The sequence below is a fragment of the Azospirillum argentinense genome (assembly GCF_000632475.1).
Classification (GTDB): domain Bacteria; phylum Pseudomonadota; class Alphaproteobacteria; order Azospirillales; family Azospirillaceae; genus Azospirillum; species Azospirillum baldaniorum.
On record NZ_CP007793.1, the window covers coordinates 143,235 to 168,822 of the forward strand.

At 71.4% G+C, this 25,588-nt stretch carries 19 protein-coding genes, 1 tRNA gene and 1 pseudogene; 13 read left to right on the forward strand and 8 right to left on the reverse strand.

The window, feature by feature from the left end; genetic code table 11:
• Positions 1–2 precede the first annotated feature (2 nt).
• From ABAZ39_RS00675 to ABAZ39_RS00685, 3 genes are read right to left on the reverse strand one after another with little or no spacing between them, the layout of a single operon-like run.
• Positions 3–1,016, reverse strand: coding sequence for an aminoglycoside phosphotransferase family protein (locus ABAZ39_RS00675; RefSeq protein WP_051657719.1), 1,014 nt, complete (start codon positions 1,014–1,016; stop codon positions 3–5).
• On the reverse strand, positions 1,013–1,525 hold the full coding sequence (tsaE, locus tag ABAZ39_RS00680) for a tRNA (adenosine(37)-N6)-threonylcarbamoyltransferase complex ATPase subunit type 1 TsaE (RefSeq protein WP_038525765.1): 513 nt from the start codon (positions 1,523–1,525) through the stop codon (positions 1,013–1,015). The genes ABAZ39_RS00675 and tsaE overlap by 4 nt, the downstream gene beginning before the upstream one ends.
• Before the next feature lie 31 nt (positions 1,526–1,556).
• Positions 1,557–1,982 carry a hypothetical protein gene (locus ABAZ39_RS00685; RefSeq protein WP_038525767.1) on the reverse strand — a complete coding sequence of 142 codons (426 nt, stop codon included), beginning with the start codon at positions 1,980–1,982 and terminating at the stop codon, positions 1,557–1,559.
• 222 nt (positions 1,983–2,204) lie between these two features.
• Here ABAZ39_RS00685 and ABAZ39_RS00690 point away from each other — a divergent pair, with 222 nt between their 5' ends.
• Positions 2,205–3,227 carry an NAD(P)/FAD-dependent oxidoreductase gene (locus tag ABAZ39_RS00690; RefSeq protein ID WP_038525769.1) on the forward strand — a complete coding sequence of 341 codons (1,023 nt, stop codon included), beginning with the start codon at positions 2,205–2,207 and terminating at the stop codon, positions 3,225–3,227.
• A gap of 244 nt (positions 3,228–3,471) precedes the next feature.
• On the opposite strand, the gene ABAZ39_RS00695 is transcribed toward ABAZ39_RS00690, so the two are convergent.
• Positions 3,472–4,032 carry a Spy/CpxP family protein refolding chaperone gene (locus ABAZ39_RS00695; RefSeq protein WP_038525771.1) on the reverse strand — a complete coding sequence of 187 codons (561 nt, stop codon included), beginning with the start codon at positions 4,030–4,032 and terminating at the stop codon, positions 3,472–3,474.
• A gap of 186 nt (positions 4,033–4,218) precedes the next feature.
• Here ABAZ39_RS00695 and ABAZ39_RS00700 point away from each other — a divergent pair, with 186 nt between their 5' ends.
• From ABAZ39_RS00700 to ABAZ39_RS00710, 3 genes are all read left to right on the forward strand, one after another.
• A complete protein-coding gene (locus ABAZ39_RS00700; protein ID WP_038525773.1) occupies positions 4,219–4,944 on the forward strand; it encodes a response regulator in 726 nt (241 codons plus the stop codon).
• A gap of 1 nt (position 4,945) precedes the next feature.
• On the forward strand, positions 4,946–6,340 hold the full coding sequence (locus tag ABAZ39_RS00705; protein ID WP_063922616.1) for an ATP-binding protein: 1,395 nt from the start codon (positions 4,946–4,948) through the stop codon (positions 6,338–6,340).
• Positions 6,341–6,577: 237 nt separating this feature from the next.
• Entirely contained in the window at positions 6,578–7,939 is a 1,362-nt protein-coding gene (locus ABAZ39_RS00710) for an NAD(P)/FAD-dependent oxidoreductase (protein ID WP_038525774.1), read from the forward strand.
• A 10-nt stretch (positions 7,940–7,949) separates the two neighbouring features.
• Here ABAZ39_RS00710 and ABAZ39_RS00715 read toward each other — a convergent pair whose 3' ends face one another.
• Together ABAZ39_RS00715 and ABAZ39_RS00720 are read right to left on the reverse strand one after the other, a co-directional pair.
• Positions 7,950–10,349 (reverse strand): PAS domain-containing sensor histidine kinase, encoded by a 2,400-nt coding sequence (locus ABAZ39_RS00715; protein ID WP_038525776.1) that lies wholly within the window; start codon positions 10,347–10,349, stop codon positions 7,950–7,952.
• An 87-nt stretch (positions 10,350–10,436) separates the two neighbouring features.
• Complete coding sequence (locus ABAZ39_RS00720) at positions 10,437–14,108, reverse strand: ATP-binding protein (protein ID WP_038525778.1); 3,672 nt, start codon at positions 14,106–14,108, stop codon at positions 10,437–10,439.
• 206 nt (positions 14,109–14,314) lie between these two features.
• On the opposite strand from ABAZ39_RS00720, the gene ABAZ39_RS00725 reads away from it, so the two are divergent.
• From ABAZ39_RS00725 to ABAZ39_RS00745, 5 genes are all read left to right on the forward strand, one after another.
• Positions 14,315–15,355, forward strand: coding sequence for an amino acid ABC transporter substrate-binding protein (locus ABAZ39_RS00725; protein WP_160174791.1), 1,041 nt, complete (start codon positions 14,315–14,317; stop codon positions 15,353–15,355).
• Between the two features lie 211 nt (positions 15,356–15,566).
• Positions 15,567–16,784, forward strand: a complete 1,218-nt coding sequence (gene trpB / locus ABAZ39_RS00730) for a tryptophan synthase subunit beta (protein ID WP_014238652.1) — start codon at positions 15,567–15,569, stop codon at positions 16,782–16,784.
• The gene (gene trpA, locus ABAZ39_RS00735; RefSeq protein ID WP_051657720.1) at positions 16,781–17,635 is read left to right on the forward strand and encodes a tryptophan synthase subunit alpha; all 855 of its coding nucleotides are present in this window, start codon (positions 16,781–16,783) and stop codon (positions 17,633–17,635) included. Before trpB ends, trpA begins: the two co-directional genes overlap by 4 nt.
• A gap of 49 nt (positions 17,636–17,684) precedes the next feature.
• Positions 17,685–18,671, forward strand: a complete 987-nt coding sequence (gene accD / locus ABAZ39_RS00740; protein ID WP_038525783.1) for an acetyl-CoA carboxylase, carboxyltransferase subunit beta — start codon at positions 17,685–17,687, stop codon at positions 18,669–18,671.
• 7 nt (positions 18,672–18,678) lie between these two features.
• Positions 18,679–19,977: a bifunctional folylpolyglutamate synthase/dihydrofolate synthase gene (locus tag ABAZ39_RS00745; RefSeq protein WP_038525786.1), complete on the forward strand. Its 1,299-nt coding sequence runs from the start codon at positions 18,679–18,681 to the stop codon at positions 19,975–19,977.
• Positions 19,978–20,002: 25 nt separating this feature from the next.
• On the opposite strand, the gene ABAZ39_RS00750 is transcribed toward ABAZ39_RS00745, so the two are convergent.
• On the reverse strand, positions 20,003–21,748 hold the full coding sequence (locus ABAZ39_RS00750; RefSeq protein ID WP_144243437.1) for a hydrogenase maturation nickel metallochaperone HypA: 1,746 nt from the start codon (positions 21,746–21,748) through the stop codon (positions 20,003–20,005).
• Positions 21,749–21,923: 175 nt separating this feature from the next.
• Here ABAZ39_RS00750 and ABAZ39_RS00755 point away from each other — a divergent pair.
• Together ABAZ39_RS00755 and ABAZ39_RS00760 are read left to right on the forward strand one after the other, a co-directional pair.
• Positions 21,924–22,000 (forward strand) — tRNA-Arg (locus ABAZ39_RS00755).
• Positions 22,001–22,059: 59 nt separating this feature from the next.
• Positions 22,060–22,788: an SDR family NAD(P)-dependent oxidoreductase gene (locus ABAZ39_RS00760; RefSeq protein WP_038525789.1), complete on the forward strand. Its 729-nt coding sequence runs from the start codon at positions 22,060–22,062 to the stop codon at positions 22,786–22,788.
• Positions 22,789–22,971: 183 nt separating this feature from the next.
• Here ABAZ39_RS00760 and ABAZ39_RS36680 read toward each other — a convergent pair.
• Positions 22,972–23,325: pseudogene (locus ABAZ39_RS36680) on the reverse strand (2-amino-4-hydroxy-6-hydroxymethyldihydropteridine diphosphokinase); the annotation flags it as partial.
• 313 nt (positions 23,326–23,638) lie between these two features.
• Here ABAZ39_RS36680 and ABAZ39_RS00770 point away from each other — a divergent pair.
• Together ABAZ39_RS00770 and ABAZ39_RS32760 are read left to right on the forward strand one after the other, a co-directional pair.
• Positions 23,639–24,040, forward strand: a complete 402-nt coding sequence (locus tag ABAZ39_RS00770) for a putative pterin-binding protein (RefSeq protein WP_247881600.1) — start codon at positions 23,639–23,641, stop codon at positions 24,038–24,040.
• Positions 24,041–24,051: 11 nt separating this feature from the next.
• Positions 24,052–25,584 (forward strand): sensor histidine kinase, encoded by a 1,533-nt coding sequence (locus tag ABAZ39_RS32760; protein WP_144243438.1) that lies wholly within the window; start codon positions 24,052–24,054, stop codon positions 25,582–25,584.
• The last annotated feature ends 4 nt before the right edge of the window (positions 25,585–25,588 follow it).

The window sequence follows — 25,588 nt, forward strand, 5'->3', positions numbered from 1 at the left end:
AATCAATCCGGCTCCGGAACGACAAGCTCCGCGCGGGTACCCGGCAGCAGATGACGGGCAAACCAGTCGGCGACCGGGGCCAGTTCGGGCTTGGCGAGCTGGCCTTCCAGAAGCCGCCAGACGCGCGGCAGGTGAAGGAGATAGCCGCGTCGGCGCTGCAACGCCAGACGCACGAAGATGGCGACGATGCGGGTGTGCCGGATCGCGCCCAGCACCGCGTAGGAGCGGCGGAAGGCGCCCCAGTCCCGATCCGGGAAGGAGGCCCGGTAGCGGTCCAGCAGCACGCCCTCCAGCCCGGCGGGCAGGTCGCGGCGGGCGTCTTCCAGCAGCGACACCAGATCGTAGGCGACGGGGCCGAGCCCGGCGCTCTGGTAATCGATCAGCCCCGCCGCCCGCAGGCCGGGCCGCGGCAGCCGCATCACGTTGTCCACATGGTAATCGCGCAGCAGCAGCGACTGCGGCCCGGCGCAGGCTTCCGGAACGACGGCGGCCCAGGCCGCGTCGAAGTCGGAGCGGGCCTTGTCCGACAGGGGCTTTCCCGTCGCCGCGGGCAGGTAGACGTCGGCGAACAGCGCCACCTGCTGCGTGAACAGGGCCGCGTCGTAGAGCGGCAGGTTCAGGCAGGCTGCCTCCTCCACCGGGAAGCGGCGGTGCAGTTCGATCAGGACGTCGGTCGCCAGTTCGTAGAGCGGGCGCGGCTCCTCCCCCGCGTTCAGCAGGCGGGTCAGGGTGCCGTCGCCGAAATCCTCCTGGATGGCGAGCCCCGCCTCGACCTCCGCCGCCAGGATGGCGGGGACGGAGAAGCCCAGCCGGTCCAGCGTCGCGCCGATGGCGATGAAGGGCACCAGATCCTCGGCCGGGACGGGGGTGTCGACCAGGATCAGCGTGCCGCCGTCCAGCGTGGTCAGGCGCTCGTAGCGGCGCGCCGAGGCGTCGCCGGCCAGCGGCTCGCGTTTGGCCCCCTCCAGCCCGTGGCGGGCGAGGAAGGCGGCGATCTGCGACGCGCGGTCGGTCACGGCCCCTCCAGTCCGGAAAGGCCCAGTCCGGTGAGGTCGAGGGCGTGCAAGCGCGCTTCCCAGACGCCATGGCCGGTCAGGGTGGCGCGGCGCTCGGTCGGTCCGGCGAAGCTCATCGCGATGTCGAGGCGGTCGGCGGGCAGCAGCGGACCCAGCCGGTCCGGCCATTCCACCAGCAGGACAGCCTCGGCGCGGGCCTCGTCCCAGCCCAGTTCCGTCACCTCGTCGGGGCCGGACAGGCGGTAGAGGTCGAAATGCCAGACCGGGCCGATGTCGGTGTCGTAGGTCTGCACCAGCGTGAAGGTGGGGGACGGCACCTCCGCGTCGTCCTCCGTCACGGCGCGGATCAGGGCGCGGCACAGGGCGGACTTGCCGGCGCCCAGGTCGCCGCGCAAGGCGACGAGGTCGCCGGGAACCAGCGCCGCGGCCAAACGGCGGGCCAGCGCGGCGGTCGCCTCCTCGCTCGGCAGCGTGACGGCGCGCGTGTTGGGGGAATCGGTCTGGGTCATGTCACGGGATCGGTCAAATCAACGGCGGCAATCAACGGCGGGAGGCGGCCTTGCGCGGCACCGGGGGAGGAGCGGGGGGCGGTTCCGTCGCCTCGACGCGGTCTTCCACCAGACGCGGCGGCTTCTTGAAGTTCATGGTGATCATCAGCGTCAGGGCGCCGTTGATCAGGTGGAGCATCTTGTCGGACTCGACGGGCAGGGGAATCTTGCGGCCCATGCAATAGGACACCAGCGCCGCGGCGACCTCGGACTCGTGCAGGGTCATGCTGCGGTCGTCGCCCTCGTCCCCGGTCACCTGGATCAGCGTCTCCACCCCGCCGCCGCCGGGCTGGCCGGGGCGGTAGGTGACCGTGCCGACCGTGCCGCTGGGCAGCGGCTCCTTCATCCGGCGGCGGCGGTCGAGCACGGCCTTCACGACCTCCTGGTCGGTGAACACGAGGCAGCGCAGCTCCTTCATCGCCAGTCCTTCATTGCGGCCGCTCCGGCACGGAGGAAACGGGCAAATCCTACCCCACCGCGACCGCACGCCCAGAAGGAAATCGGCGGGACCGCACCCATTTTGCGCGCGCCGTTCGCTCTCCCCGTGCAGGGCACTGGTGACGGCGGGGTTGACCGGGGGCACGAAACCGGACAATTGAAGGCGTCATCGTTCCCCCGTTTGCACAAGGCAGCGCGTCCCATGTCGCACACCGTCCATCGCACCGACGTCGTCATCGTCGGCGCCGGCCCCGTCGGTCTCTTCGCCGTGTTCGAATGCGGCATGCTGAAGATGCGATGCCATGTGGTGGACGCGCTGGACATGGTGGGCGGGCAGTGCACCGCGCTGTACCCGGAAAAGCCGATCTACGACATCCCGGCCCACCCGGCCATCGAGGCCGCCGACCTGATCGACCGGCTGGCGGAGCAGGCCGCCCCCTTCAACCCGACCTATCATCTGGGCCAGCAGGTCGAGAAGCTGACCCGGACCGACGACGGGCGCTGGCTGGTGGAGACCAGCATCGGCACGCGCATCGACACCCAGGCGGTGATCATCGCCGCCGGCTGCGGCGCCTTCGGCCCCAACCGCCCGCCGCTGGACGGGCTGGAGCAGTATGAGGGCACGTCGGTCTTCTACATGGTCCGCCGCAAGCAGGATTTCGCCGGCAAGCGCGTGGTCATCGCCGGCGGTGGCGACTCCGCCGTGGACTGGACGCTGTCGCTGGCCGACGTGGCGGAGAAGGTCTACGTCGTCCACCGCCGGCCCAAGTTCCGCGCCGCCCCGGAAAGCGTCGCCCGCATGGACGTCCTGGTCCGCGAGGGCAAGGTGGAGATGGTGGTGCCCTACCAGCTCTCCGGTCTGGTCGGCGAGAACGGCCAGTTGTCCGCCGTGCGCGTCGCCACGCTGGACGGCGAGGAGAAGGACCTGCCGGCCGACGCGCTGCTCGCCTTCTTCGGCCTGTCGATGAATCTGGGGCCGATCGCCGAGTGGGGCCTGAATCTGGAGCGCAGCCACATCGGCGTCAGCCTGCCCGGCTGCGCCACCAGCGCCCCCGGTGTCTACGCCATCGGCGACATCGCGACCTATCCCGGCAAGCTGAAGCTGATCCTCTGCGGCTTCTCCGAGGCGGCGCAGGCGGCCCACGCCATCCACCCGCTGGTCCATCCGGGCGAGGCGCTGCACTTCGAATATTCGACCTCCAAGGGCGTTCCGGGCGCCGAGTAAGAACGGAAACGGGCCGCCGGAAGTACCGGCGGCCCGCTCCGTCAACGGCTGACGGGAGGCATGACAGGGGGGCTGCATTCGAAGTTTCCCTCTCCCCTCTGGGGAGAGGGTTAGGGTGAGGGGGTTGCGCTTTTGCCGGACTTGCCGCCACGCACATCCCCCTCACCGGCCCTCCGGGCCACCCTCTCCCCGGAGGGGAGAGGGTTCATAAAGTCCGAATGCGACAGCCTTGGGAGGCAAGGGATCAGCCGCCGCGGGGGGCCTTGTCGGGACCCGGGCCGGGGCCATGGCCGGGGCCGTGATGGCGCGGGCCGGGACCGCCCATGCCGGCGCCCATCATGCCGTGCCCGGCGCGATCGAGGAAGCGGTCGGCCTGCTTCTGCTGGTCCGGGGTGAGCTGGGCGTAGAGGTCGGTCGCCGCCGGGCGCACCTGCTGGAGCTGGGCGAGGCGGGCCGACATCATGGCCTCCATCCGCTCAAGCCGGGCCGGCGCCGCGGCGGGCATCGGCTGGTCCTTGTACTTGGCGCAGAGGTCCTGGGTGGGCTTCTGGCTCGCCTTCGCGGCATCGGCGAACTTGGTCCAGGCGGCGCGCTGCTGGTCGGTGATGTTCAGCTTCTTCTCGGCGTAGGCCAGCATGCCGGCCAGCCGGGCGTCCTGATCCTCGCACATCCGGGAGAAATGCCGGCCGCCGTCCGGACCGGGGCCAGGGCCGGCGCCGGGACCCGGCTGCTGCTGGGCGAAGACCGGCACGGCGAGGCCGAGGCCGAGAACCAGCGCGGCGGTGGTCATCATAGCGCGTTTCATGGGGATGCTCCTTGTTATCGACGGGGTCTTGCGTTCCCGATGACCCCGATGATGGGCCGGCAACGTATCCGGTTGATGTCCGGCCTTCCGTGAATTGGTAACGCTGTGTAACAGCCGGCCTCCCCGTAACGTGGCGTTACACATTTCTTCTTCACCCCGGCGCCCGCGCGTCGGATCATGCGTTCCATGGACCGCACCCCTCACCTGCTGGTGGTCGACGACGACCGCGAAATCCGCACCCTCCTGTCGCAGTTCCTGACGCGGCACGGCTTCCGCGTCACCGGGGCCAAGGACGGGGTGGAGATGATGCGCACGCTGGACAGCGCGCGCGTGGACCTGATCGTGCTCGACCTGATGATGCCGGGGGAGGACGGGCTGAGCCTGTGCCGCCGCCTGCGCGCCACGCCGGAGACGGCGCAGACGCCGGTCATCATGCTGACCGCGATGGGCGAGGAGACGGACCGCATCGTCGGGCTGGAGATGGGCGCCGACGACTATCTGGCGAAGCCCTTCAGCCCGCGCGAGCTTCTGGCCCGCGTCAAGGCCGTGCTGCGCCGCGCCTCCGGCCCGCCGGTGTCCGGTGGTGCGGCGGGCAAGACGCTGGGCTTCGAGGGCTGGACGCTCGACCTCGCCAAGCGGGAGCTGCGCTCGCCCGACGGGGTGCTGGTGCAGCTGTCCGCCGGGGAATACGACCTGCTGGTCGCCTTCGTGGAGCATCCGCAGCGGGTGCTGACCCGCGACCAGCTTCTTGATCTGGCGCGCGGCCGCTCGGCGGTGCCCTTCGACCGCTCCATCGACGTGCAGGTCAGCCGCCTGCGCCGCAAGATCGAGCCCGACCCCGCCGACCCCACCATGATCAAGACGGTGCGCGGCGGCGGCTATCTGTTCACCCCGGCGGTGACGGGGGCCTGAGATGAGCAATCCCGGCTTGGAGGTGGGCCGCAAGAGCCGCCTGCTGGTGGCCCGGCGCTGGCTGCCGGACAGCATCGCCTCGCGGCTGGTGCTGACCGTGGTGCTGGCGCTTCTGCTGACCCAGGCGGTCAGCGCGCTGGTCTACCTCACCGACCGCCCTCCGGGACCGCCGGCCCACAGCATGCGCGTCCTCGTCCAGCGTGTGACGGCCATCGTCCAGCTTGTGGAGAGCACCCCGCCGCAGGAGCGGCGGCGGCTGGTCAAGGCGATTGACGACCCGGTGCTGCGGGTGGACTGGAATCCCGAGACGCCGCGCTTCGCCAACCAGCGCGAGGGCTTTCCCTTCGACCGGCTGCGCCGGGCCATCCGCGGCGAGCTGGACGATCCCGACCGCGCCGTGGTGGTCGAGGTCCGGCGGGAGCGCCCCATGCCCGGCCCCTTCCCGGTGGAGGAGCACCGCTGGGGCACCGACGTCCGGCTGTCGGTGGGGCTGAAGGACGGGTCCTGGCTGACCTTCGTCGGCGGCGACCCGCTGGAGGGGCCGTTCCGGCTGCTGCGCTTCGCGCTGTGGATGGCCGGCATCGTCGGGGCGGTGGCTCTGGTCTCGGTCTGGACCGCGCGCCGCATGACCGCCCCCATCGCGCGTTTCGCCGACGCGGCGGAGCGGCTGGGCGTGGACGGCGAGGCGCCGCCCCTGCCCGAAGCCGGCCCGCAGGAGCTGCGCGCCGCCACCCGCGCCTTCAACCGGATGCAGGCGCGTCTGGCCCGCTTCGTCGCCGACCGCACGCAGATGGTGGCGGCGATGAGCCACGACCTGCGCACGCCGCTGACCCGCCTGCGCCTGCGCGCCGAGCTGGTCGAGGACCCGGAGATGCAGCGCAAGATGCTCGCCGACCTCGACGAGATGGCGGCGATGATCAACGCCACGCTGGCCTTCGCCCGCGACGACGCCAAGCACGAGCCGCGCGGCCCGCTCGACCTCGCCGACCTGCTGCAGAGCCTGTGCGACGACCGCGTGGACGCCGGGCACGCGGCGGCCTACGAGGGGCCGGCGCACGCCACGGTGGACGGGCGCCCGGTGGCCCTGCGCCGCGCCTTCGCCAACCTGATGGACAACGCCATCGCCTATGGCGGCGGCTTCACCGTGCGGCTACGGCCCGCGGACGGGGAGCTGCGGGTGGAGATCGAGGACGGCGGTCCCGGCATCCCGGAGGCGGAGTTCGAGAAGGTCTTCGCCCCCTTCTACCGGCTGGAGCGTTCGCGCTCCCGCGACACCGGCGGGGTGGGGCTGGGTCTCGCCACCGCCCGCACGGTGGTGCGCGGCCACGGCGGCGACATCGCGCTGTCCAACCGTCCGGAGGGAGGGCTGCGGGTGACGGTGACCCTGCCGCGGTGAGCTTTATGGACCTCGCATAGGCATCAATTTCGGTAGCTTTGCCCCCACCCCGGCCCTCCCCCGCTGCGCGAGGGGAGGGAGATTGTTGCGAATGGGCGGCAGTTCCCTCCCCTGCAAAGGCGGGGGAGGGTTAGGGAGGGGCAAGGGCGGCATCCGTTAGACTCCGGAATGCACCGCAACATCGGCGGCGCATTGGCGTTTAACGGTGCAGGATCAACGTCACCGGAGGTTGCCGCCGTGCCGCAGATCGACCGCACCCCCTCGCCCGTGGACAGCCGCCCCCATGTCGTGATCGTCGGGGCGGGGTTCGGCGGGCTGGCCTGCGCGGAGGCCCTGGGCGGGACGAACATCCGCGTCACCATCATCGACCGGAACAACTATCACCTGTTCGTGCCGCTGCTCTACCAGGTGGCGACCGCCGCCCTGTCGCCCGCCGACATCGCCGAGCCGATCCGCCGCATCGTCAGCCGCCACCCCAACATCGACGTGGTGATGGGCGAGGTGACCGGCATCGACCGTACGGCCAAGCGGGTGGAGCTGGCCGACGGCAGCTTCGTCCCCTACGACCGGCTGGTGCTGGCGACCGGCTCCTCCTACAGCTATTTCGGGCACGACGACTGGGCGGAGATCGCCCCCGGCCTCAAGACCATCGAGAACGCCCGGCGGATCCGCGCCCGGCTGCTGATGAATTTCGAGCAGGCGGAGATGTGCGAGGACCCGGCCCGGCAGAAGGCGCTGATGACCACCATCGTGGTCGGCGGCGGTCCCACCGGCGTGGAGATGGCCGGGGCGGTGGCCGAGCTGGCCCGCTTCACGCTGGCCCGCGACTTCCGCCGCATCGACCCGCGCACCGCCCGCGTCCTGCTGGTCGAGGCCGGGCCGCGCATCCTGTCCACCTTCCCCGACGACCTCGGCCAGTACGCCCGCCGCAAGCTGGAGGAGCTGGGCGTCGTCGTGCTGACCGGGCAGGCGGTGGAGAGCATCACGCCGGAGGGCGCGACGGTCGGCGGGCGCTTCATCCCGGCGGGGGCCATCGTGTGGGGCGCCGGGGTCAAGGCGTCGCCCGCCGGCTCCTGGCTGGGGGTGGAGACCGACCGCAGCGGGCGCATCCTGGTCAACGCCGACATGGCGGTGCCGGGCGTGCCCGACGTCTACGCGCTGGGCGACACGGCGGCGCTGGCCGGCGACGACGGCAAGCCGCTGCCCGGTCTGGCCCAGGTTGCCAAGCAGCAGGGCGAGCATCTCGGCGGCGGGCTGGAGGCGAGCCTGCTGCGCGGCCAGCCGCTGGAGCCCTTCCGCTTCCGCAACCGCGGCAACACCGCCATCGTCGGGCGCAGCGCCGCCGTCTTCGATTTCGGGACGCGCAAGCTGAAGGGCTGGTTCGCCTGGGTGCTGTGGGCGATCGTTCATGTCTATCTGTTGGTGAACTTCCACAAGCGGGTGCTGGTCACCATGCAGTGGCTGTGGCGCTGGGCCACCTACCAGCGCGGCGCGCGGCTCATCACCACCGACCGCCCGGTGTCGGCGGCCGAGTCCGTCACCTCGCCGCATGGCGGGAGCGCCGAGCCCTTCCGGGACGTGAGGCGCGGCCAGGGCTGACGGCTCCGGGTCAGGAGGGCTTTGGACCGGAAGCGGGGGGAAGCGGCAGGACGCAGCGGAAGCGGGTGCCGTGGCCCGGCCACTCCTCGACCTCCAGCCGCCCGCCGTGCAGCTCCATGACGTTGCGGACCAGCGACAGGCCGAGCGCCGCGGCGCCGCGCGGGTCGTTGCGGTCGTAGCGCGAGGGCAGGGCGGCCTCGCCCGGCCCGGCGACGCTGCCCACGGTCAGCACGATGGTCCCGGCGGTCCGTTCCCCCGACAGCAGGATGCGGCGGTCCGTCGGCGGGTGGCGGATGGCGCCGACGACCAGGGTGAACAGCGCCTGCTTGAGCCGCCGGGCGTCGCCCTCCGCCTCGCCCAGCGACGACGGGGCGGTGAGGTCGAGGCGCAGCCCCTCGCGCCGCGCCCATTCACGGGTCAGCTCGCCCACCGTCTCCAGCAGGTCGGGCACGTCCACGACGGCGCGGTCCAGCGTGGTCACGCCGGCTCCCAGGCTGGTCATGTCGACGACGTCGTCGATCAGCTCCAGCAGCCGCTCGCCCGCGTTGAGGACGCCCTTCACATACTCGATCTGGCGCGGATTCAGCTCCCCGAAATACTGGTTCGCCAGCACCTCGGCGAAGCCGATGATGCCGTTCAGCGGGTTGCGCAGATGGTGCGAGACGTTGGCGATGAACTCGCTCTTCAACTGGTCGGCGGCCTCCAGCGCGGCGTTGGAGGCGCGCAGCGCCTGCTCCAGCCGGGCGCTGTCGGTGACGTCGAGATAGCTGTTCAGCACCGCCCCGTCGGGCAGCGGCAGGGTGGAGAACTCCACCACCGACCCGTCCGCCCGCTCCAGCCGGCCCGAGCGCACGGCGCGTTCCAGCGTCGCGCCGATCATCTCGTCCTTCAGGCTGTCCCAGTCGCCGCCATTCTCCAGGAAGGGCCGCATCCGCTCGAACAGGCTGGAGATGTGCGGCTCGCCCAGCAGGTCCTCGTCGTCCAGGTCCCAGACGCGTGCGAAGGCCGGGTTGGACAGCTTCAGCCGGCCGTCGCCGCCGAACACGGCGATGCCCTCGGCCAGATTGTCCAGCGTCTCCTGCTGCACGGCGATCAGCGTGTTGTAGGAGGATTCCAGGGCCAGCGTGTTGGTCACGTCCTCCAGGATCTGCATCAGCCCGCCCAGCGGGTGGGGGGCGGCGAGGCTGCGCAGGGTCGTGCCGTCCGGCAGGTGCATCAGCTCCTCGACCGGCTCCAGCAGGCGGGTGTAGCGGCTCAGCCGCTCGCGCTTGTAGCTCTGGTAGTCGGCGTATTCGGGCAGGCGGCGGCGGGTGCGCAGCTCCTCAAGGATCTCGCCGTGGGTGGGCTGGCTGCGCAGCCAGGACTCCTCCAGGTCCCACAGCCGGGCGTAGGCCTGGTTGAAGAAGGTCAGCCGCGTGTCGGCGCCGAAGATGGCGATAGCGGCGCCCAGCCGCTCCAGCACCTCGCCGTGGGCGGCGAGATGGCGGCTCAGCTCGCCGCGCATCTCCTCCACCGCCGTGACGTCCAGCGCGTAGCCGACGACCAGCGTGCCGCCGTCGGGGGCGGGCAGGGGGGCCTCGGTGACCTCCAGCAGGCGGCGCTCGGTGCCGATGACGGCGGAGACCCGCTCCGACTGGGCGACCCCGCTGTGCAGCGCCCGCTGCGCCAGGGCGCGCCCGGTGCCGTCCGCGGTCAGTTCCCGGCCGCTGTCCGGAACGGCGGCGGGGTCGGAATCCACGGCGCGGGCGTAGGCGCGGTTGCACCAGGACAGCGTCTGCCCGGCGCCGCGCAGCCACACCGGCAGCGGCAGGGCGTCCACCGCCGCGCGCAGCTCGGCCAGCGCCGATTCGGCGTCGTGCCGCCCCTGGGTCAGCCCCTCGCGCTCGGCGCTGCGGTCGGTGATGTCCTCCAGCCAGACGACGTCCTGATGTCCGGCGGCGCCGGTCCCGGTGGACGGCTCGGCCGCCCGCCGCCCGCTCAGCAACAGGCGCCGCCCGCCGCGGGTCGTCGCCTCGATTCGGAAGCCCTCGCCCGCGGTGCGCAGGCGGCGGACGGCCTCGGCGACCCGGGGGGCGTCGGCGTCGGCGAAAGCGTTCGCGATGTCCTGGCCCGGCGCCGCGCCGAGCAGCTTGGTGCAGTCCGGAGCCGCGCTGGCGCCGCCGTCGGCGTTCCAGGCGCACCAGGGGTGGGGGGAGGCGGCCAGCAGGGCTTCCAGGCGCGCCACGTCGGCCGCCAGCCGGTCGCTGCGGCGGCGCTCCTTGCCGGTCCAGAACAGCCCGCCGAAGCCGGCGGCGCCGAGGACGCCGGCAAAGCCCAGCATGGTTGACGAGCCGGAGGGGCCGGCCATCAGGCCGACTCCCACCGCCAGTCCCAGCGCGGCATAGGCGTATGATCGGGTCAGGACGCTCACGCGGGTGAGACTAGTCCACGCCTCCCGGCGGGGCAAGGTGGGCCGGCGGTGGTGCCACTTTCGGGGTGGTGAGGCGCGTTCTCCCGGCTACACCGCTTCCCCGATCCGCAAGGCGCGGATCGCTGTTTCCACCGCCGGATAGGCGGTGCGCACCGCCGCCAGGGCCTGCGCCGCCCCGTCCGGATCGCCGCGGTGGGCGGCGAGCTCCAGGGCCGACGCGCTGCGGCCCAGCCACTCGGCCCCCGCCGTGCGGGCGGCCCCGGCCAGCGTGTGGGCGGCGCCGCGCAGGGCCTCCAGGTCGTTGCGCTCCAGGGCGGCGGCGGCCTCGTCCAGCAGCGGGCGGGTGGTCTCCAGGAAGAAATCCAGCATGTCCAGCGCCATCCCGTCGAGCGCGCCGAAGGTGGTGCGGACATGGTCGAGGTCCAGCGCCCGGTCCGCCGCCCCGGCGGCCTCCGTAGCGGGCGGCTCGTCGGGGGCCGCGGCGCTGCCCTCGCCGAAGGCGCGGTTCAGGGCGGCGGCGAGCTGGCGCAGCGTCACTGGCTTGGCGATGTAGTCGTCCATGCCCGCGGCGGTGCAGCGTTCCATTTCCCCCGCCAGGGCGTTGGCGGTCATGGCGATGATGGCGGTGCGCGGGCGGGCGCCGGGCGCCGGGTTGGAGGCCGAATCGGGGGCCGACTCGGCAGCCGACTCGGCGCTGCGGATCTGGCGCGACAGCTCGTAGCCGTCCATGCGCGGCATGTGGCAGTCGGTGATCAGCAGCCGGTAGAGCCGCGTCCGCCAAGCGGCCAGCGCCTCCAGCCCGTCGCCGGTCATGTCGGCCTCGAAGCCGAGCTGGCGGAGCTGGCGCAGGATCACCTGCTGGTTGGTCGGATGATCCTCCGCCACCAGGATCATCGGCGGGGCCGCGGCCGCACCGGGGTCCGTCATGTCTTGGGCCGCCATGTCGAGGGCGGCCGGACCGTCGTCCGTCACGGAGGAGGGTGAGTCGGCGGGACGCTCCGGGGGAACGGCGCGCCCGGCCAGGGCGGCCAGACGGCGGAACAGCGCGTCGCGGCGGATCGGGCGGCCGAGATGGTCGTGGCGCGGCGGGTGCGCCGTGGACGGCGCGCCGCTCTCCTCACCGCTTTCCGGCGGGCAGTCGCTGGCCTGCTCCCGCCCGTCCACCAGATGCAGCGTGGGCGGCGGACGGACACCGGCGGCGGCGATGCGGGCGAGCACCGCCGGAGCGGACAGCCGCGGGTTGGGCGCGCCGGGCGCGTCGTCGGGATGGTGCTCCAGCAGGCCGTCGGCGAGGACCAGCAGGTCGGCGTCGGTCATCGTCAGCAGTTCCACCGCCTCGTCCGCCGTGGTGGCGTCGGCGACCGCGGCGCGCTTGTCCTCCAGCGTGCGGATCAGGACGGCGCGCTGCACCGGGTCGGGCTCGGCCACGATGATCGACAGGCCGGACAGGTCGGTGTCGTCGCCGGGGACCATGCGCGGGTCTCCCGGCGCCAGATCGACCGTGAACCAGAAGGTGGCGCCGCAGCCCGGCGCCGACTCCACCCCGATGCGCCCGCCCATCATCTCCACCAGACGGGCGCAGATGGCCAGCCCCAGCCCGGTGCCGCCGAAGCGGCGGGTCGTCGAGCTGTCGGCCTGGCTGAAGGGCTGGAACAGGCGGGCCTGACCGGCGCTGCTGATGCCGATGCCGGTGTCCTCCACCGAAAAGCGCAGCCGCAGCCGGTCCGACCCGGCGGCGGAGGGCTCCAGCCGGGTGCGCAGGACGACCCGGCCGGTGTCGGTGAACTTGATGGCGTTGCCGGTCAGGTTGAAGAGGATCTGGCGCAGCCGCCCGGGGTCGCCGCGCACCGCCGCGGGCACCTTGCGGTCGAGGTCGCAGACGAGAAGCAGCGCCTTGTGGTGGGCCTGCGGGGCCAGCAGCTCCGCCACCCCTTCCACCAGCTCACGCGGGTCGAGGTCCATCTCGTCGAGGTCGAGCTTGCCGGCCTCGATCTTGGACAGGTCGAGGATGTCGTCGATGATCCGCAGCAGCGCCGTCGCGCTGTCGCGCACGGTGGTGACCAGCTCGGTCTGCTCGGCGTCCAGGGGCGTCAGGGCGATCAGCTCCAGCATGCCCAGCACGCCGTTCATCGGGGTGCGGATCTCGTGGCTCATGGTCGCCAGGAATTCCGACTTGGAGCGGGCGGCGACCTCCGCCTGGTCCTTGGCGTGGCGCAGATCCTCCTCGGCGCGCTTGCGGCCGGTGATGTCGTAGCTCCAGGCGAGGATCGCCGGCTCCCCCTCGAACTCCGTGCGCTGCAGCGTCTGGAGTGCCCAGACGCGGCTGCCGTCGGGCCGGTCCACCGCCACCTCGACGTCGCGGGCGACCAGCCCGGCGCCGTCGTGCGGCGGCGCGCGCCCCTGCAGGGTGGCGCCCGGCAGGGCCAGCGCGTGGCGGCGCCCGACGAAGGCGTCCGGCGGCAGACCGGCCAGCTCCGCCGCGCGGGCGTTGGCGAAGGCCACGGAGCCGTCGGGCCGTCCGATCGACACGCCGACCGGGCTCTGCTCCAGGATCGCGCGCAGGCGGCGCTCGCTGTCCGACAGGGCGTGCTCGCGCGAGCGGATGGTGGCGACGAAATAGTGCAGGGCGCGCGCCATGTCGGCGATCTCGTCCTGCCCGTGGGTGGGGATGGCGATGGACCGACCGGCGGCCGACGCGGCCATGGCCGTCTGCAGCCCGCGCAAACGCCGCACCACGTTGCGGTGGATGTAGAGGAAGATGCCGAGGGCCCCGAGGATCGAGATCACCGCCATCGCCAGGATGGCGTGATTGCCGTCCCGGATCACCCGCTCGAACTCGCCGGAGCGCGCTGCGATGTCCTGCTCAATGGCCAGGAAATGATCGGACACGGCGCCGACCAGCCGGTCGGAGACGTTCTGGTTGCGGGCGACCGAGCCCTTGATGGCGCGGGCCAGCCCGATCTCCGTCAGGCGGCTGGTGAACAGGTTGTGTTCCCCCAGCCCCAGCGCCTCCAGCTCCCGGTACAGCGGCTCCAGGTCGAAGGCGGAACCCGGAGGCAGGCCGGACACCGCCTCCGCCGCGCGGTCCATCGCGGCGCGGTAGTCCTGCCGCAGCCGGTCCACCCGCGCCTCGTGGTCGGCGCGGGAGGCGGCGAGCATCAGCAGGATGGCGTGCTGCGCCTCCGCCGTCCACAGGTCGACCCGCCGTTCGACGCCCCGAGCCTCCTCCCAGTCCTCCGGGGTCCGGGGAGCGGCGGTCTTGTCCCGCAGCGTGCCCTCGGCGTCGCGGATGCGCTCGGCGAGCTGAATCAGGCGACCGACCAGCCCGCCCGTCTCCGCCGCGGCGGCGAGCTGGCGCTCCACCTGGGTGTTCAGGGTCATCAGGTTGGCGACCAGCTCGTTCTTGCGGCGCTGCAGCTCGGCCACGTCCGCCACGTCGGTGTCGCGGTCGCGCAGCCGGGTCATCAGGTCTTCCAGCAGGGCGATCTGGTCGCTCAGCCGGGCCATCACCGATTCGCGCACCGACTGGCTCTGCACCGCGACCAGGGCCGGGGCGTTGGCGGCCAGCGTGCCGCTCTGCTGGGCCAGCTGCGAGGCGTTGACGAGGCCCGGCACCTTGGCCGTGGCGATCTGCTCGAACCCCTGGTGGAAGCGGCCGAACAGGGACACGGCCACCACGCCGGTGGCGGCGGTCAGGCCGGCGATCACGGTCAGACCCGCCAGGATGCGAAACGCCACGCCCAGCCGGGGAAGCCGCATGCCCGTGCCTCGATTTCTTGTCGTCCGCTTGAGATAACACGGGCAATCGACCGGGCGCAATTCACACCCCCCGCGCCGCAATCGCACGCTGCGCACTCGGGCATCGGGAAAGGGGGCACCGGGCGGGCTTGACCCGCGCCGGTTGCCGGACCAAAGCTGATCCCCGGGCGGCAAAGGTCGGCGGCAAAGAGGGATGGTCGATGGGCTTGGTCCGGTCTTTCGCGCGCGCCGCGGTGGTCGCCGCGGTTCTGGCGGCGGTGTCCGCGCCATCCGGCGGTCCGCGGGCCGAAACCATGGAGGATGTGCGGGAGCGTGGGCTGCTGCGCTGCGGCGTCTCGTCCAGCGGCGCCGGTCTGGCGGCGGTGGACGACAGCGGCCACTGGCGCGGCTTCTTCGTGGACATGTGCCGGGCGCTGGCCGCCGCCGTCGCCGGCAAGGCCGACCGGGTGGAGTTTGTCGAGACCAACTCCGAGAACCGCTTCGCCATCCTGCGCAACGGCGAGGTGGACGTGGTGATGGAGGGGACGACCTGGACCCTGCAGCGCGACGCCACCTTCGGCATCGATTTTCCGGTGGTCTACCTGTTCGACGGCCAGGGATTCATCGCGCACCGCGCCCAGGGCGTCGCCCGCCTGTCCGACCTGCCGGCCGGCGCCTCCGTCTGCGTGATTGAGCAGACCACCACCCTGCGCAACCTGGAGGACTGGATGGCCCGCACCGGCCTGCGCTTCCGTCTGAAGCCGGTGCGCTCGACCGAGGGGGCGCTGTCGGCCTTTTTCAACCACCATTGCGACCTCTACACCAGCGACCGCATCGGCCTGCACGCCCAGCGCCTGCTGAAGGCGCCCGAGCGCGACGACTACGTCATCCTGCCGGAGGCGATCTCCAAGGAGCCGCTGGGGCCGATGGTGCGCCCGGACGAGCGGCGGTGGTTCGACATCGTGCGCTGGGTGTTCCTGGCCACCGTCCTGGCCGAGGAGAAGGGGATCACCGCCGCCAACGCCCCGCGCCTGAAGGAGGAGGCCGAGGACCCGGAGGTGCGTCGCCTCCTCGGGGCCACCACCGGGGTCGGCTGGGGGCTGGGGCTGGACGACGACTGGGCCTTCCGCGTGATCACACAGGTCGGAAACTACGGCGAGATCTTCGACCGCCATCTGGGAGCCGCCTCGCCGCTGGGCATCGACCGCGGGATGAACGGGCTGTGGATGAACGGCGGTCTGCATTACGCCCCGCCGCTGGGGGGATGAAGGTGGGTGAGGGCGGGCCTGAGGGTGGCGGCGTTTTGCCATGCCGCTCGGCCGGCCATGCCGCATTGCCGGATTGCCTTTGCCCCGGCTTTTCCCATGTTGTGGGCATGTTCGGCGAAAGGTTCGGCGAACGCTTCAAATCCGGGCGAACCGCCGCTATGGTGGCGCCTTCCGGGCGCCGCGCGGCCCGCTTCAGGCAGTTTCCCAGGCCATGACCAGACCCAACACTTACCGTTCCGGTCCCGACGAGCGCGGGCATTTCGGCATCTATGGCGGACGCTTCGTCGCCGAGACGCTGATGCCCCTGATCCTTGAGGTGGAGAAAGCCTACCGCGAGGCCCGGGCCGATCCCGCCTTCGAGGGCGCGATCCGCGAGCAGCTCAAGCAGTATGTCGGCCGCCCGAACCCGCTCTATTACGCCGAACGCCTGACGGAGAAGCTCGGCGGCGCGAAGATCTACTTCAAGCGCGAGGAGCTGAACCACACCGGCGCGCACAAGATCAACAACTGCATCGGCCAGATCCTGCTCGCCCGCCGCATGGGCAAGAAGCGGATCATCGCCGAGACGGGCGCCGGCCAGCATGGTGTGGCGACCGCCACGGTCTGCGCGCTGTTCGACATGCCCTGCGTCATCTACATGGGCGAGACCGACATCGCCCGCCAGCAGCCCAACGTCTTCCGCATGAAGCTGCTGGGGGCCGAGGTGGTTCCGGTGACCTCCGGCGCGCGGACGCTGAAGGACGCGATGAACGAGGCGCTGCGCGACTGGGTCACCAACGTCGCCGACACCTACTACCTGATCGGCACCGCCGCCGGCCCGCACCCGTACCCCGCCATGGTCCGCGACTTCCAGTCGGTGATCGGCGACGAGGTGCGCGTGCAGATGCAGGAGCTGGAGGGCCGTCTTCCGGACAGCCTCGTCGCCTGCGTCGGCGGCGGCTCCAACGCCATCGGCCTGTTCCACCCCTTCCTCGACGACCCGTCGGTGCAGATGGTCGCGGTGGAAGCCGCCGGCCACGGCATCGACAAGGGACCGCTGGCCCACGCCGCCTCGATCACCGGCGGGCGTCCCGGCGTCCTGCACGGCAACCGCACCTACCTGCTGCAGGACGAGGACGGGCAGATCCTGGAGGGCCACTCCATCTCCGCCGGCCTGGACTATCCGGGCGTCGGGCCGGAGCATTCCTGGCTGCACGACATCGGGCGCGTCGAGTATGTCTCGGCCACCGACCAGGAGACGCTGGACGCCTTCCAGCTCTGCGCCCGCACCGAGGGCATCATCCCCGCGCTGGAATCGGCGCACGCGCTGGCGGAGATCGTGAAGCGCGCCCCGAAACTGCCCAAGGACCACCTGATGGTGCTCTGCCTGTCGGGCCGCGGCGACAAGGACATCTTCTCCGTCGCCCAGCATCTGGGAGTGAAGCTGTGAGCGCCCTCAACGACAAGGCCGTTGACAATGGCCGCATCGCCCGGCGGTTCGCCGCGCTGAAGGCGGAGGGCCGCGCCGGCCTCGTCACCTTCATCACCGCGGGCGACCCGGACCTGGAGACCTGCCGCGCCGTCCTGCACGGCCTGCCCGCCGCGGGCGCCGATCTGATCGAGCTGGGGCTGCCCTTCTCCGATCCGATGGCCGACGGCCCGGCCATCCAGGCGGCGAGCCTGCGCGCGCTCCACGCCGGGACGACGGCGCGCAAGACGCTGGACCTCGTGCGCGGCTTCCGCGAAACGGACGCCGACACGCCGGTGATCCTGATGGGCTATTACAACCCGATCCACGCCTATGGGGTGGACCGCTTCCTGGCCGACGCCATCGAGGCCGGGGTGGACGGGCTGATCGTCGTCGACCTGCCGCCCGAAGAGGACGAGGAGCTGTGCATCCCGGCGCTGAAGGCCGGGGTGAACTTCATCCGTCTGGCGACGCCGACCACCGACGACAAGCGCCTGCCAGCGGTGCTCCAGAACACCTCGGGCTTCGTCTATTACGTGTCGATCGCCGGCATCACCGGCGCGGCCAGCGCCGACAACGCCGCGGTGGGTGCTGCGGTGGAGCGTCTGAAGCGCCACACCGACCTGCCGGTGGCGGTCGGCTTCGGCATCAAGACGCCGGAGCAGGCGGCCGATGTTGCCCGCGTCGCCGACGCGGCGGTGGTCGGCTCGGCCATCGTCACGCGGCTGGCCGGCGGCCTGGACGCGGACGGCAAGGCCCGTCCGGGCTTGGCCGAGGATGTGCTGGGCTTCGTCCGGGAACTGGCCGACGGCGTGCGCGGCGCGCGCGTCTGAGTGCGTCGGCCTGCGAGCGCTGGCTGAGCGGGATATCAGGAAGAATTCGATGAACTGGCTTACCAACTACGTCCGTCCCAAGATCCGCGCCCTCTATGCCCGCAAGGAGGTTCCCGACAACCTCTGGCACAAGTGCCCGAGCTGCGAGGCGATGCTCTTCCACCGCGATCTGGAGGAGAACCTCAACGTCTGCCAGCATTGCGGCTTCCACATGCGGCTGGACCCGATCAAGCGGCTGGCCTCGATGTTCGACGAGGGCGACTACCAGTCGGTCGAACTGCCGAAGTCGGTGGTCGATCCGCTGAAGTTCCGCGACCAGAAGCGCTACACCGACCGCCTGAAGGAGGCCCAGACCAAGACGGGCCGGCATGACGCCATCGTCGTCGGCTCCGGCCTGATCGGCGGGCAGCCGGCGGTCGTCGCGGCCTTCGACTTCGGCTTCATGGGCGGTTCCATGGGCATCGCGGTGGGCGAAGGCATCCTGGCCGCCGCCCGCACCGCCATCGCCCAGAAGGCGGCGCTGATCGTCGTCCCTGCCTCGGGCGGGGCGCGCATGCAGGAAGGCATCCTGTCGCTGATGCAGATGCCGCGCACCACCATCGCGGTGGAGATGGTCAAGGAAGCCGGCCTGCCCTACATCGTGGTGCTGACCGACCCGACGACCGGCGGCGTCACCGCCTCCTTCGCGATGATCGGCGACATCCACATCGCCGAAAAGGGCGCGCAGATCGGCTTCGCCGGCGCCCGCGTGATCGAGAGCACGATCCGCGAGACCCTGCCGGAGGGCTTCCAGCGCTCCGAGTATCTCCAGGAGCACGGCATGGTGGACATGGTCGTCCATCGCCGCGACCTGCGCCCGACCCTGTCGCGCGTCCTGACCCTGCTGATGCAGCCGGTCCTGGCCGTGGTGACTGAAGCGCTGCCGGCCGCGCCGGCCGCCGTCCAGACGGAGGAGCCGCGCAGCCAGGCCGAGGCCGCCGACGAGACGCCGGCCCAGGCGGGCGCCGAGAGGACCGGCTCCGAGCAGGCGGCCTGATCCCGCCATGCCGCTCGCTGAGTCGCTCGCCGATCCGGTTCTCGACCGGCTGAAGGGGCTGCACCCCAAGGTCATCGACCTGTCGCTGGACCGCGTGCACCGGCTGCTCGCCGCGCTGGGCCATCCGGAGCGGCGCCTGCCGCCGGTGGTCCATGTGGCGGGCACCAACGGCAAGGGCTCCACGCTCGCCTTCCTGCGGGCGATGCTGGAGGCCGCCGGGCTGCGGGTGCATGTTTACACCTCGCCCCACCTCGTGCGCTTCCACGAGCGCATCCGGCTGGCCGGCACGCTGATCGACGACGACCGGCTGGCCGCTCTGCTGGAGGAGTGCGAGGCGGCCAACGGCGGCGGACCGATCACCTTCTTCGAGGTGACGACGGTCGCCGCCCTGCTCGCCTTCGCGCGGGAACCGGCGGACGTGGTCCTCCTGGAAACCGGGCTGGGCGGGCGGCTTGACGCCACCAACGTGGTGGACCGCCCGGCGGTCACCGCGATCACGCGCATCTCCTACGACCACCGCCAGTTCCTCGGCGACACGCTGGAGGCCATCGCGGGCGAGAAGGCCGGCATCTTCAAGCCGGGAGTCCCCGCGGTGATCTACCCGCAGCCCGCGGAAGAGGCCGCCCGCACCCTGGCCATCCGGGCCGAGACGGTGGGCGCGCCGGTTCCCGGCTGGTCGGTCACCCCGACCGAGGGCGGTTTCCGCTTCGAAAGCGACCGCCGCCGCATCGAACTGCCGCTGCCGGGGCTGGCCGGGGCGCACCAGATCCTCAACGCCGGGGTGGCGCTGGCCTGCCTGGACCATCTGCCGGTCAAGGTCGACGACGCGGCGGTGCGCCGCGGCCTCGCCGCCGTGGAGTGGCCCGCCCGCCTGCAACGGCTGACCCGCGGCCCCCTGGCCGAGGCCCTGCCCGCCGGCTGGGACCTGTGGCTGGACGGCGGCCACAACGACTCGGCGGGCGAGGTGCTGGCGATCCAGGCCGCGCGCTGGGCGGAGGAGGAGCCGAAACGGCCGCTGCTGCTGGTCTACGGCATGCTGGCGAGCAAGGAGCCGCGGGAGTTCCTGGGTCCGCTGGCGCCCTTCGTCACCGTCGCCCGCACCGTCGCCATCCCCGGCGAGGAGGCGTCGCTGCCGGCCGAGGACACCGCCGCGGCCACCCGCGCCTGCGGCATCGCCGACAGCGCGGCGGCGGCGGACGTGGGCAGCGCCCTGGAGGATCTGACGGGGCGGGTCGATGGCCCGGCCCGCGTGCTGATCTGCGGCTCGCTCTATCTGGCGGGCACGGTCCTGGCGGAGAACGGCTGAATCTGACGGATGGGCAAGCGGGGCCTCAGCGTCCCTGCTTGCCGTCCAACTCCAGCATGTTGCGCAGCGCGGCGAGGGTCTTGCCGAGCGTGCCCGAGTCGTCCTTCACGGTCTTCTTCGCGGACTCGTTGCTTTCGGCCCGCTTTCCGGCGCCGGGCTTGGGCTTTTCCGGTTCGATCACCGGGGCCGGCTCAACGAGGTCCAGAGGCTCGTCGTCCTCGTCCGGGGCCTCTTCCGGCGTGCGGCGCGGCAGCGGCTTGAAGCCGGGCAGGGCGTCCGCCTCGGGACGGCTGGTCGCCTCGCTTGTCCAGGCCGGGCTGGGCGGGTCGTCCAGATCGCTTTCCGCCTCGACGAGAGCGCGCAGGGCGCGCAATGCCTCCTCCATCTCCTGTTCCTGGGTGGACTTGCGCAGCACCGGGGCGCCGTCCTCGTCCGGCTCGTCGTCGTCCCGGCCGGCGTCGTCGTCCGAGTCGTCGCGGCTCCAGAAGGCGTCGTCGGCGTCGCCTTGCTCCTCCTCCGCGTCCTCGTCCTCCCGATCGTCGGAGCTGTCGAGGACCGGCTTGCGCGACCGGCCGAACAGCGGAGTCACCACGCCGCCGTCGCGCTCCTCCTCCGCGTCCGGCCGGCCACGGCCCGTCCCCGCGTCATCGTCCTCGTCGCGGTCGGCGGCGGCCTTCTGGACCATGCTGCGCAGGGCGGCGATGGTGCGGTCCAGCGGTTCGCTGCCGGTCGGGGCGGGATCGCGCTCCCGCGGCCGCTCCCAGGGGGGCGGGGCCTTGTCCGGGTCGCGGATGGCGAAGCCCAGGATGTCGTCGTTGGACGGCTCCGCGTTCTCGGGTTCGTCGTTAGGGAGGGCACTGGGGGCGTCTTCGTCCGGCTCGTCGTCCCGGTGATCGACGGCGTTCCTGAGCGGAAAGGCTGTCGGTTGGGCCGGCGGTGGAGGCGCCTCCTCCGCGCGAGCACCGTCGCCGCGGCCGTCGAGGATGCTGCGCAGCGCCGCGATGGTGCGGTCGAAGGAGCGGGAAGCGTCGTCGTCCGGATCGTCCTCGGCCGCCGGGTGGCTCGTCCGAGGGGCCGGAGCCATGGCCTCGACCCGATTTGCTTCGTCGTCCCCGCCGTCATCCTCGTCCGCGTCCCGGTCCACGAGCGTCCAGCGGCGCGGACTCCAGTCCCCGTCATCGAAATCCGTGTCATCGGCATTCGTGTCGTCGGCGTCCCTCTCGGCGTCCCGCTTGGTGCTGTCCGCGTCTTCGTCATGGCCGGCGAGATCGGCGAGCGACACCGGCTCCCACAGCGGGCGCCGGCCCGACTCGGGGGTGGCGTCACCGTCCGCAACCAGCTGTTCCAGCTCCAGGTCCAAATCCGGATCCAGAGCGGTGGGGGCGGGCCGGGCGGCGGCCGGCACCGGGATGGGCGCCCGCGTCACCGGGGCCGCGTCTTCCGCGTCGGGCTCGTCCATCGCATCGCCGCGGGCCCGCACCGCGTCGAGCAGCCCTTGCAGGGCGGCGAGCGGTCCGGCGAAGGACGGGGCCTCCTCCGCCATGGTCGTCGCCGTCACGGGCGTGGCGAAGGGCGGGGGCGCCGGGCGGCTTTCGGTGTCGCGGGAATTGCAGCGCGAGCAGCGGTAATGGGGGGCGATGGACAGGACGGGGTAGTTGGGTCCGAAGCGCCGGTTCATGTCCGCGCGCGGCAGCACGCCCTCGTGGCCGCAGGCGCGGCAGCGGACGTGCACATCGACCTCGATGTCGCGCAGGTAAAGCATGCGTGCCATGGGCGCAGTATACGCAGCGGCGTGCCCAAGCCCAGCGGATTCGCCGCACGCGCCGCGCGCCGCGCCGGTGCCGGCGGTGACCTTTTCGGTCGGCCGTCCCGACGGGTCATCCCGGCGGGCCGTCCAGAGACGGATGGTTGGCAAGTCGTGGCGGAGCCGCTATGTTCAGCGCCGTGGCCCCGTAGCTCATCTGGATAGAGCGACGGTTTCCTAAACCGTAGGCAGCTGGTTCGAGTCCAGCCGGGGTCACCACCTCATTTCCGCGACCAATCCGTCGTCCGCCAGCCGGCCATCTGCCGAAGGGCTTTCCCATGACCACATCCCTGTTGCAGGACGCCGTTCTCGTCACCGGCGCGGGCCGCCGCGTCGGTTTGCATCTGGCCGAGCGGATGATGGCGTTGGGGCACCCCGTCGTCGCCCATTACCGCACGCTCACTGACGATGTGGAGCGGCTGCGCGCCGCCGGGGCGGCCTGTCTGCCGGGCGATCTGGCCGAACCGGACGGTGGGCCGCGGCTGGCCGCGGCGGTGCGCGGCGTGGCGGGCAGCCTGCGTGCGGTGATCCACAACGCCTCGGCCTTCGAAGTGACGGCGGTGGACACCGGAGACGCGCTGCGGCAGCTCGACGTCTTTTACGCCGTTCATGTCCGCGCGCCCTTCGCGCTGAACCGCGAACTGGCGCCGCTGCTGGACGCCTGTTCGGCGCGGCGGGCCGACATCGTCCACATCACCGACATCTACGCCGACAACCCCAACCCGGCCTTTGACGCCTATTGCGCCAGCAAGGCCGGGCTCCAGAACCTCGCGCTGTCCTTCGCCAAGCGGCTGGCCCCCAAGGTGAAGGTCAACGTCGTCCAGCCGGGGCCGATCCTGTTCAAGGAGTGGCACGGTCCCGAGGCGCGGGCGCGCGTGCTGTCAGAGACGCTGCTCGGCGAGGAGGGCGGGGTGGAGGCCATCGGTTTGGCGGTGGAAGCCATCCTGCGGAACCACTATCAGACCGGTGCCGTCGTCGCGGTGGACGGTGGCCGGCGCCTCGCCTAACCGGGGCGAGCCAAGGCGGCAGCCCGGGATGGTGGTGGCGCACAGGTCGCCCCGCGGCGGCGGGACGGGCCGCCCAGTCAGCAGCGCGACGATTTCCGCGAAGGGGGCGGCCAGATAGGCGTCCGGGCGCAGGGCCGCCAAGCCGTCCGCCGGGAAGGAGCGGTTCACCCGCCCGATCAGGTCGATGTCGGCGGGCCGGTCGCGAGTCTTGCAGCCGGGGTGGGCGCGGTCGCGGCCCAGCGCCAGCTCGATCCCCACGCACAGTCCCTTGCAGCAGGAGGGGTCCAGCGCGCTCGGCACATAGGCGCAGTAATTGACGAAGGCGTGGGCGCTTGCCATGCCGACCGGTGCGGTGCGGTAGAAGCGGCTGAGCAGCACACCGCCGAACACATCGGCCAGATGGGCGGCGATTCGCGCCGCGTTCCGGTCCGGGTCCAGATTGGTTCCGATTCCCAGGATGTAGCCGGCTGTCGGCGCGATGGCGGCGGGCATCGGAATCAGGGCGTCCATGGGCGTTCCGTCGATCGGGATGTGCATAGGAAAGATGTGAAAAGCCGAACAGAAACGATGATGCCGAATTGTTGCAGGGCGATCATTTCACGAGGCAAATATGAGCGAATTTCGATACATCTTTCCGTATGTGAAAATTCGATGGCTGTTTTTTACAGAATTTTCGTTGGAACGTTCATAGAAAGCAATCATGATAAAGGTTGCATGGCCGAATTGCCGACGGTTAGCCGATATGGTGAATGGAATCCTTTACCGTTTTGTCGCCCTGGCGTTGTTTGTACTTGCCGGCGCAGCGAGCGCCGGAACGCTGCCGACGCCGACGGAAAAGCCGGTCCTGGTCGTGTCAGGCCTGATCGGAACGACGAACCAGGACGGCATGGCGGTTTTCGACCGTCCCATGCTGGAGGGGCTGGGCATGGTGTCCTTCACCACCGCCACGCCCTGGTACAAGGAGCCGGTGACCTTCGAGGGCGTGCCGCTGGCCCGCCTGATGGAGCGTGTCGAGGCGCGCGGCGAAACGCTGACCGCGACGGCGCTGAACGACTACACCGGCGAAATCCCCATGGATGACGTGCGCAACCGCAAGGTGATCCTGGCGCTGAAGCGCGACGGGGCCTACATGCCGGTCAGCGACAAGGGGCCGCTGTTCATCGTCTATGATTTCGACCATGATCCGGAAGCCAACCGGCAGAAGTATTTCGCACGCTCGGTCTGGCAGGTCGCCCGGTTGACCGTGAAGTGAAGGCACCCTCCGTGAGTTTGCCGACCGAGACCGCGCCGAACGGGAGCACGCGGCTGTCCCGCCTGTTGGGCTGGGCGTCGGAGGACCGCGCGCGCCGCCTGGGTCTCTGGCTGGCCATCCTGACCGGCGCATTCGGTCTGGCCGCCGCCTATCTGTCCCTGCTGGTGGTGAATTACGGCGAGGCGCTGCGCGGGGCCGCCCCCTACAACTTCGCCTGGGCCGCCGGCCAGACGGTGGGCGAGGTGACGCGGCTGGAGCAGCGCATCCTGGCCAGCGCGCTTCCCGGAACCAACATCGATGCGCAGGAGGTGCAACTCCGCCTGGACATCGTGCGCAACCGCATCGCCGTGCTGGGGCGGGGGCAGGCCTCCCTCTTCATGGACCGCTACCCGCAGCATCGCCGCACGGTGGCGCGGCTGGAGCAGGCGCTGGACAGCGTCGGCACGATCCTGGCCGGGCCGCTGCCGCCGGCGGAGAAGGCGCTTGCCGCCCTGGCGGTGCTGGAACCGGTCGACCGCGAGCTGAACGCCTTCGCCTCCGTCGCCTCCCAGTTCGGCGGGGAGCTGGTGGACGAGGGACACGACCACCTGCTCTATCTGCATGGGCTGTTCTCCATGCTGGCCGCCGGTCTGGCGGTCTGCGGCGTCCTGTTCATCACGGTGCTGCTGATCCAGAACCGGACCATCCGGCGCGCGCACGACCGGATGGAGGCGATGGCCGGCGCCCTGCAGACGGCCATCGCCCAGGCGGAGGAAGCCAGCCAGGCCAAGACCCGCTTCCTGGCGACCATGAGCCACGAGCTGCGCACCCCGCTGAACGCGATCATCGGCTTCTCGGAGCTGATCCGCGACGACGAAGGCGTCCAGGGCGACGGCCGAGCTTCCGGCGGGGGCGCAACGGGAAGCGCGAAGGAAGGCACCCGCCGGGAACACGCCCAATATGCGGGCTACATCCTGGGCAGCGCCCGGCACATGCTCAGTCTGGTCATCGACATCCTGACGGTGGCCCAGATGGAATCGGGCCATGCCAACCTGACCTTCGAATCCGTGGACCCGCGCAAGGTGGTCGGCACCGCCATCGCCACGGTGCAGGGCACCCAGGCCGGGCGCGGCCGGACGATCCGGACGGCGGCGGGGGCGGTCTGGCCGGTGCTTCAGGTCGACGAGCGGGCGGTGCGGCAGATGCTGCTGAACCTGCTGTCCAACGCGGTGAAGTTCAGCTCCGCCCCGTCGGCGATCGAGGTTCAGGCGTGGCTGGACCCGCAGGGCGGTTTCGTCATCGCCGTGCAGGATCAGGGCATCGGCATGACGCCGGAGCAGATTGAAAAGGCCGCGCAGCCGTTCTATCAGGCGGAGGACGGGGCGACCCGCCGTTTCCAGGGGTCGGGGCTGGGGCTCAGCATCGTGAAGAGCCTGATGGAGGCGCATGGCGGCCAGCTGCTGCTGGAAGGCGAGGCGGGGGCCGGCCTTCGGGCGTCCCTCCATTTCCCGGCGGAACGGGTCGGCGGGCCGATGACGCGTCCGGAGCCGGCCGGCCAGCTTTGAGGCC

What these genes read in the sequence shown, in the direction of transcription:
- tsaE (WP_038525765.1), bottom strand. Translation starts at nt 1,525, where the DNA reads ATGACCCAGACCGATTCCCCCAACACGCGCGCCGTCACGCTGCCGAGC.
- ABAZ39_RS00685 (WP_038525767.1), bottom strand. Translation starts at nt 1,982, where the DNA reads ATGAAGGAGCTGCGCTGCCTCGTGTTCACCGACCAGGAGGTCGTGAAG.
- ABAZ39_RS00690 (WP_038525769.1), top strand. Translation starts at nt 2,205, where the DNA reads ATGTCGCACACCGTCCATCGCACCGACGTCGTCATCGTCGGCGCCGGC.
- ABAZ39_RS00695 (WP_038525771.1), bottom strand. Translation starts at nt 4,032, where the DNA reads ATGAAACGCGCTATGATGACCACCGCCGCGCTGGTTCTCGGCCTCGGC.
- ABAZ39_RS00700 (WP_038525773.1), top strand. Translation starts at nt 4,219, where the DNA reads ATGGACCGCACCCCTCACCTGCTGGTGGTCGACGACGACCGCGAAATC.
- ABAZ39_RS00705 (WP_063922616.1), top strand. Translation starts at nt 4,946, where the DNA reads ATGAGCAATCCCGGCTTGGAGGTGGGCCGCAAGAGCCGCCTGCTGGTG.
- ABAZ39_RS00720 (WP_038525778.1), bottom strand. Translation starts at nt 14,108, where the DNA reads ATGCGGCTTCCCCGGCTGGGCGTGGCGTTTCGCATCCTGGCGGGTCTG.
- trpB (WP_014238652.1), top strand. Translation starts at nt 15,567, where the DNA reads ATGACCAGACCCAACACTTACCGTTCCGGTCCCGACGAGCGCGGGCAT.
- accD (WP_038525783.1), top strand. Translation starts at nt 17,685, where the DNA reads ATGAACTGGCTTACCAACTACGTCCGTCCCAAGATCCGCGCCCTCTAT.
- ABAZ39_RS00745 (WP_038525786.1), top strand. Translation starts at nt 18,679, where the DNA reads ATGCCGCTCGCTGAGTCGCTCGCCGATCCGGTTCTCGACCGGCTGAAG.
- ABAZ39_RS00750 (WP_144243437.1), bottom strand. Translation starts at nt 21,748, where the DNA reads ATGGCACGCATGCTTTACCTGCGCGACATCGAGGTCGATGTGCACGTC.
- ABAZ39_RS00760 (WP_038525789.1), top strand. Translation starts at nt 22,060, where the DNA reads ATGACCACATCCCTGTTGCAGGACGCCGTTCTCGTCACCGGCGCGGGC.